Origin of the sequence: Streptomyces sp. NPDC059668 (assembly GCF_042734135.1) — a bacterium.
Lineage (GTDB): Bacteria > Actinomycetota > Actinomycetes > Streptomycetales > Streptomycetaceae > Streptomyces.
The window spans coordinates 1-7,161 of record NZ_JBHWEL010000142.1; the positions used below are offsets into that span (position 1 = coordinate 1).

Genomic DNA, 7,161 nt, shown 5'->3' on the forward strand with positions numbered 1-7,161 from the left:
AACGCAGTCGAACGCTGCTTCAACCGACTCAAAGGCTTCCGCGGCATCGCCACCAGATACGACAAGACCGCCACCTCCTACGAGGCAGCGGTCAGTCTCGCGTCATTCCTGCTTTGGGCAAGATCCGTTTGAAGACGGACCCTAGAGAGTGAACGTCGATACGCCGGTGATCCGGAAGCGCGCGCTGGCCGCCCGGGTGGGGGTGTTGAGGGTGCAGCCGGTGAGGGTGTTGTCGGCCCGCAGTTCGATTTAAGCACTTCAGGGCATGCGCCGTCGATGTGAAGTTCGGCGACAGTGGCCATGCGCACCGATCGCCACCCAAGTGCCGGAACCGATCCGCCGCAAGCCTTCGTGGTATCGCATACCAGCCCGAGCCAGCACGGACCTGTGGAGCCGCCACGCGATGAGCACGCCACCGCCCTCTGCGCCTCCAACGCCTCTCTGGCTATATGCGCGCTGCGCGTACAACGCTGACTCCGCGGCCGACCCCGTCGGCTGTAGGGGAGTCTGCCTCCCCGGCCAGACCGAGTGCCTCGCTCACGTGACAGCCTCCCGCCGCACCGACTACCTGGCCACGCTTACCTCGGGCGCTTATGTAGACCATCGCGGCACCCCCTTTACCGGACGTCTACTGAACCAGCTCCTTAACGCGCTCCGTGACCCCACCACCAACCCAGGCTGGTCACGCTTCGGTTCAGCGTGCTTCGAAGGGGCGCAGTTCTCCGACAACGCCGAATTCTACGCGGCGGAGTTCTCCGGTGATGCCGACTTCAACAGGGCGCGGTTCTCCGGCAACGCCAACTTCCGCACAGCGCGGTTCTCCGGCAACGCCGAATTCAAATCGGCACAGTTCTCCGGCAACGCCGACTTCGACGGGGCGCGGTTCTCCGGCGACGCCGAATTCGACGGGGCGCAGTTCTCCGGTGATGCCACGTTCCCTGAGACGCAGTTCTCCGGCTACGCCGGGTTCAGCAGCGCACAGTTCTCCGACATCGCCAGGTTCGAGAGGGCTCAGTTCTTCGACGACGCCAGCTTCATGCGGGCACAGTTCTCCGGCAGCGCCTGGTTCCCTGACGTGCGATTCTCCGGCGACGTCACCGCGTTCGACGGGGCGCAGTTCTCCGACACCGCCCGGTTTGACGAGGCGCAGTTCTCCGACAAGGCAAGGTTCGACGGAGCACACTTCTCGGGCGCCGCGCGGTTCGACAAGGCGCAGTTCTCCGGCAACGCCAACTTCGACAAGGCGCAGTTCTCCCACAGCGCCGGGTTCTACCGAACGCGGTTCTCCGGCAACGCCGACTTCTACGCGGCGGAGTTCTCCGGTAATGCCGATTTCGACGGGGCGCAGTTCTCCGGTGATGCACGGTTCGGCGGGGCGCAGTTCCGTAGGGCGACATCGTTCGGGCCGGTGGTGTGTGCGTACAGCGTTGTTCTGGCTGGGGCAGCATTCGAGGCACCAGTGACAATGGAGATCGCGGCACGAGAGGTGGACTTTGAGCGGGCCCGATGGGACTCGACCGCAACCATCCGACTGCGCTACGCAACGGTGGACCTCAGCCACACAGTCCTGTCCGCCCCGACAGCACTCACCGCCCACCCCGCCCCCTTCAACGGCCAGTACGGCCAGCCGATGAACGAGAGCCTGCTCTCTAGCCCCGCCGGGGTACGGGTGACCTCGGTGCAGGGCGTGGACGCCGCCCACCTGGTCCTGACGGACACCGACCTGACCGACTGCCTGTTCTCCGGAGCGTTCCACCTCGACCAGCTCCGCCTCGAAGGACGCACCACACTGGCTCCCACCCCCACCGGCTGGCACCACCGAGGTATATGGCCGATCCGCTGGACCCGTCGACGCACCCTCGCCGAGGAACACCACTGGCGCGCCCAGACAGCCGGCCAGCCAGCACCTCCCGCGGGCACACCGGTCCCGTCCCGGCAGTGGCGTCCAGGCCCCCATCACCCCGAGCCCCCGCTCACCCCCGACCCCGAAGACGTCGCCGCGCTCTACCGGCAGCTCCGCAAAGCCTTCGAGGATGGCAAGAACGAGCCCGGCGCCGCCGACTTCTACTACGGCGAGTGCGAGATGCGCCGCCACGACACAACCGGCACCGCGAAAGGCGAACGCCGCCTGCTGTGGGCATACTGGCTGCTCTCCGGTTACGGCTTGCGCGCGTCGCGCGCCACCGGCTGGCTCCTGGCTTCCATGACCGTCACCGTGCTGCTCCTGATGGGTTTCGGTCTACCTACCCACGACCCCGACCCGGCCACCACCGGCGCGCTCCGCGGGAGCAGAATCAGCCTCACCACCAGCAGCCCCGATCCCGCACTGCACGGTGGTTGGCCCCAGCGCATGACCTGGACCCGTGCGGAGAAGGCCACCCGTGTAGCCGTGAACTCGGTTGTCTTCCGCTCCTCCGGACAGAACCTCACCACCCCCGGCACCTACATTGAGATGGCCTCCCGTCTCTTGGAGCCCACGCTCCTCGCACTCGCAGCTCTCGCGGTACGCGGACGCATCAAACGCTGACCACGCAACGGCCGCCCGCCTTCGCCCACAGCCCAGTCATCAGTTGCCCTGCCATCGCCTCTGGCCAACGCTCCCCGACAGTCACACCGAGTTATCGAGCGCCGGTGGCACACCTCCGGTGCCGATGTCAGTGCCGTACGGCACGATGCCGCCCATGCCGCACCTGGATGACCTCCCGCCGTACCGGCGCGCGAAGCTGCTCTGGGACTTCGCCCACTTCGGCGCCTGGGGCGTCGAGGGCCTGGTCTTCGACGGGGCCGGCCAGCCCTGCAGGCTCAGCGGTGTCCCGGTGCCCGAATCGCCGCGCGTGGCCGTGCTCGGGGACGACGGCCGCTTCCACCTGATGAACGGCGACCGCCTCAACTGCTCCAAGAAGCGGACGCCCCGGGGCTGGGAGCACGAGCACTACTGCTCATGGGCGGAGAGCGACGACGGCCCGGTCGAGACCGGCGACGATCCGGAACAGCACCAGGCCGTCATGCACCGTTGGTTCGCGAACGCCGTAGGCGTGGCCGTGCCCTCGCGTCCGTGCCGCCGGAGCAGCGATGCCAAGGCCCCAGGTACGGGGGGTTCCACTACTGGCCTCCGCCACCGGCGAAGACGGCACCGGTCCGCAGAATGCGCGCCGCCCTGGTCGACGCTCTGGGTCCCGACTGCCACCTGTGTCACGCTCTGCCCGGGGTGATGGTCGACCACGACTACGCGACCGGCATGGTCCGGGGTCTCCTGTGCAGGCTGTGCAATCGCACCGTCGAGGAGTGCCCGCACGTGGACGGCTGCCCGAAGGCCGAGTACATGGACAATCCGCCGGCCGCACACCTCGCGCTGCCGTACCCGCCGCATCTGGCCTGGAAGCCGAAGGAGTCGACCAGGCAGCAGAAGATCGCGCTCCTCGGGTTCGATCCGTTCGCGGAATGGCGTCCGAGCTGACGGGCGGCGGCATGGACGCCTGACTAGAACAGGGCGACCGTACCGAGCGGCCCGTCCGGGGCGCCCTGATCCTGGTCCAGTTCGCTGTCGTCCTGGCCGAGCTCCATCTGCGCCCCGGGCACCTTCAGGTCGACGATGGCCAGCGACCCCGTGCAGGACACCAGGGCATCGCCGTACGCCTTGGGGCGCTCGGGCGGATCGTGCCGCCACAGCCGGCCCTTGCTCGGGCGCCCGGCGACCATCCCGGCCGCGATCGACCGGGAGCAGTACTCGCACTCAATCCGGGGCATCTTCACGCAAACCATTGTGACCAGGGCGGCCCCTTCCGCACACGCGGGAAGGAGAATCCCCTCCATCGCATGGCGTGACACGTCCGGTGCGCCCGATCTAACTACTCAGCATTCGGGTCTCCACAAGCCTCAGCCTTGATCAAGCGAGGCGTTGGAAAGAAAATCGACTCCCGCTCCCTCATTGACCACTCCCCAACGAGCAGCTTCGCCCCCGCCGTCCGCACCCAAGCTCTGCCGTAGGCGTCCACAAACTGGAGACTCCGAAAATAGCCTTTGGAACCTCCGAAGGCCCCTAGTCGATTCTGTCCGTGCTCCCGATAGCCCACCTTCTCCGTCGCGAAGACGACCTCGGTACATGGGGGTATTCCGTCGGGGACCTGGCTCCAATGGACCCGATGGGAGTCGAGAGGACTGACACCTGTCACGGCAATGGCTACCACCGGCTCGAGTGACCGGTTCAGGATGTGCAGCTCACCAGGCGAATGGACAACCCAGAAGGTGACCTGCGATGCCTGGGCGCGCTCCTTCTGTTCACTATCCTCTTTCGACTGCTCAAGCTGATCTCTCGCCGTCTCCTGGGTCCAGTAGGTGGCAACCGCTGATGCCCAGAGCCCACCGATGGCGGCGAGGGCTGCAAGCCCTGTCCCAGCGACGGTAACGATGTGTCCCCACTTCGCGCTTCGCAGACGGTGCCATGCACGCAACGCCTCAGATTCCGGCTCGGGCTCGGGCTCGGGCTCGGGAGGGGGACCCGTAACAGGCCCCACCTCGGGCTCAGGCGCCCTCGGCCCTAGCTCTGGCACCCGAGCCCGCACGCTTCCAGGTGCTGGACGCCTGCGAGCCAGCCGTAGCCGGGCTCTTCGCTGCGACTGATCAGCCAACGAACCCCCTCGTCCCGCAGAGGGCATATACGTTGGCACAACTCACCGGCGCGCACTGGCTACTTACCAATCCTTCGGCCAAGGACGGCCGCGACGCCCTCGATCATGTCGGTCACGGCGTGATCCTCTCCCCTCGCGGGCGTCGGAGCGGCGTCTCACCTGGTCACCGCGTGGCGGCTACCAGGGCCGTCGCGGCCTCACACAGACCCGCCAGGTCCTCCAGGAAGTTCCGCATCGATTCGACGCCTGATTGCCCGTCGCGAGATCGCAATCTCCACGGGTTCCGGCCATCGAGCATCAGGAGCTCGGCGGCCTGGTGACCAGCGGTCTCTGTGGCCTTGTCAATCCAGCCGCCGTCCTTCTGGCCGAGCATCCCGTCGAGCTTCCTCCACCGGTACTTCACGTCGGTCCGCCACAACCGGAACTTCTTGATGTCGTCGCTGCGGATGGTGAACGCGCCCCAGCGCTCCCGAGGGCGTCCATGGGGGCTCGGCATCAGGCGGTCGAAGTCGGTCAAGAAGGCGCGTTCAGCGGCATCTCGCGCCGGGTCCCCGTCGCGGAGGAGTCTGATGTTCCCAACCTGGGTGGACAGGTCGTGCACCAGGTTGGTGACCTCATCGAGACTGCGGCCGTTGGAGACGTCCAGCAGGCTCGTCACGAAGCTGTCGACCGCGGCCGCTGCCCGGACCCGAGTTTCCACGGTCTCTCGGTATGCAGCCTGGTTCCTGCTCAGGTAGTCCAAGCCCACGAGCGCGAAGGGCACACCGAAGCAGGCGCCGGTCAAACCCGAGATGAGGTTCAGGGCATAGCCGTGAGTGGGCCACCAGTTGACGTAGTCGAGCCAGAGGCCAAGCCCGATGAGAGCGAACCCGACCGGAAGGCCGACGGCTATGACGACGCGCGTGGCCTGCGGTTGCCCTCGCAGCCAGCCGAGCACCCGCATGATCGGTTGCGGCACAGTCCCCCCTAAGTCCCCTGTTTCACGCGGAGGTTAGCGCACGCCATCGGCCCCTGTTCGGTGATCACTTGGTGATCCTCCGTCCGTACGCGGCTGCTGCGCCGGTCGCGGACCCGGCCCTGCCGACCGCGCCGGGCTGAGGGGCCTGCGGGAGCGGCGCGTGCACGATGGCGCCCTGGTTCGCCTCGGGGATCAGGCCGTACGCCAGCACGCACGACGCGTCGATGCGGCCCGGGGAGTCCGGGTCGGTGGGCTGCCAGGTCGCCCACTCCCGCTCCAGGTCGGAGAACAGGCCGCGGAAGCGCACCTTGTCCTGCACCATCTGCTGGGCGATCGGCTCCGCGCGGAGCAGTTTGCCCTGCTTGGCGCGCACCGGCTGGATGGCGGGCATCAGCACGCTCTTGGGGATCACGCCCTCGCCCTGGAGGGACTCCCAGGACGTGCTGACCGCGAGCACGCACATGTCCCGGCCGAAGTTCCACTCGACGTAGATGATCGCCGCGTTCGTCTCGTAGGCGAGCAGGGCCGCCACCGAGGACCACTCGGCCGACGACATCGGCCCCGACAGGTCGTGCGTCAGCCACACGCGCCACCCCCACTCACGAGCTGGCTCGCAGCGGCGTCACCGTCCGATGGGTAGACGGAGCCCCCGGCAACACCAACGGACTCGACGACGCCCTGCACGGCCCCCGCCACGAACTCGCCACCGGCCTCATCGTCCAGAGCAGCTTCAACTGCGAAACCCTGCAAATCTACGCCGCAACCACACTGCCCGGATTCTGCCGACTCACGGCGCCAACGGCATCGACCTTCGTGACACAACAGGAAGCGGCCGCGACAGTGGTGGACGGCTCCCTCGCCTACCTGACCCATCGAAAAATCAACAACGCTCCTGACCCAGCCGAACGACTCACCGAATTCCTCATTCACGCCTACGGCCCAGCCGCCCACCAACTGGCACAGCAATTCGCTCACTGTGTACACACCTGGGACGGAAATGTCCGCGAGAGCGGCTACCCGCCGATGACCATCCACCCAACCGCCACACCGGACGAGCACTTGCCGGCCGGCGACGTTCTCGACAAGCCCTCCGCCAGGCTCGTCTTCCACTGGCCAGGCCGCGCAACCGCTCGCGACAAAGAAGCGACCAGCCTGCCACCAACAGCCTGAGCCACGCGAAATCTTCGGCGCCCGAAGGCAACGCGACCTACGGACCCTCGGAGCCATCTCGCGGAAGTGTCTTCCCCGCGCAGGCGGGGGTGATCCCGTCGCGTACCCCAGCCGGTCCCAAGTCCGCGAGTGGTCCCCGCGCCTGCGGGGTGGTTCCGTGCCTGCGGAACTTGGGCCGGTTCCGGTGCGACAAGGAGTGATTGACACCGGTCGAACGTTCGATCCGCCGAGGGCAGGCTGGGCGCTCACAGGTCGCAGACCTGGGACAGCCCGGCAGCGTAGCGTTCCAATAGCTCCCTTACCTGGACTTAGAGGTCCTAACAAAGGCGTTGGACGTGGCGGTGGGTGATCAAACAGACGGCGAGTCCGAGGAACGCTTCGTGGATGTCGTCGCGTCGTTCCCAG

At 67.0% G+C, this 7,161-nt stretch carries 7 protein-coding genes and 1 pseudogene; 5 read left to right on the plus strand and 3 right to left on the minus strand.

The window, feature by feature from the left end:
- The 4 genes and pseudogenes from ACFV2J_RS42235 to ACFV2J_RS42250 form a co-directional block, all read left to right on the plus strand.
- Positions 1-132, plus strand: a pseudogene (locus ACFV2J_RS42235) (IS5/IS1182 family transposase); the annotation flags it as partial.
- 409 nt (positions 133-541) lie between these two features.
- Positions 542-2,527: a pentapeptide repeat-containing protein gene (locus ACFV2J_RS42240; protein ID WP_385094227.1), complete on the plus strand. Its 1,986-nt coding sequence runs from the start codon at positions 542-544 to the stop codon at positions 2,525-2,527.
- A gap of 154 nt (positions 2,528-2,681) precedes the next feature.
- Positions 2,682-3,212 carry a hypothetical protein gene (locus ACFV2J_RS42245; RefSeq protein WP_385094230.1) on the plus strand — a complete coding sequence of 177 codons (531 nt, stop codon included), beginning with the start codon at positions 2,682-2,684 and terminating at the stop codon, positions 3,210-3,212.
- Positions 3,146-3,457, plus strand: coding sequence for an endonuclease domain-containing protein (locus tag ACFV2J_RS42250; RefSeq protein WP_385094233.1), 312 nt, complete (start codon positions 3,146-3,148; stop codon positions 3,455-3,457). The genes ACFV2J_RS42245 and ACFV2J_RS42250 overlap by 67 nt, the downstream gene beginning before the upstream one ends.
- 23 nt (positions 3,458-3,480) lie before the next feature.
- On the opposite strand, the gene ACFV2J_RS42255 is transcribed toward ACFV2J_RS42250, so the two are convergent.
- The 3 genes from ACFV2J_RS42255 to ACFV2J_RS42265 form a co-directional block, all read right to left on the minus strand.
- A complete protein-coding gene (locus tag ACFV2J_RS42255; protein WP_385094235.1) occupies positions 3,481-3,753 on the minus strand; it encodes a hypothetical protein in 273 nt (90 codons plus the stop codon).
- Positions 3,754-4,791: 1,038 nt separating this feature from the next.
- Positions 4,792-5,586 (minus strand): hypothetical protein, encoded by a 795-nt coding sequence (locus ACFV2J_RS42260; protein WP_385443797.1) that lies wholly within the window; start codon positions 5,584-5,586, stop codon positions 4,792-4,794.
- 64 nt (positions 5,587-5,650) lie between these two features.
- Positions 5,651-6,172: a hypothetical protein gene (locus ACFV2J_RS42265; RefSeq protein ID WP_385094240.1), complete on the minus strand. Its 522-nt coding sequence runs from the start codon at positions 6,170-6,172 to the stop codon at positions 5,651-5,653.
- Positions 6,173-6,399: 227 nt separating this feature from the next.
- On the opposite strand from ACFV2J_RS42265, the gene ACFV2J_RS42270 reads away from it, so the two are divergent.
- Positions 6,400-6,756: a hypothetical protein gene (locus ACFV2J_RS42270; RefSeq protein WP_385094243.1), complete on the plus strand. Its 357-nt coding sequence runs from the start codon at positions 6,400-6,402 to the stop codon at positions 6,754-6,756.
- The last annotated feature ends 405 nt before the right edge of the window (positions 6,757-7,161 follow it).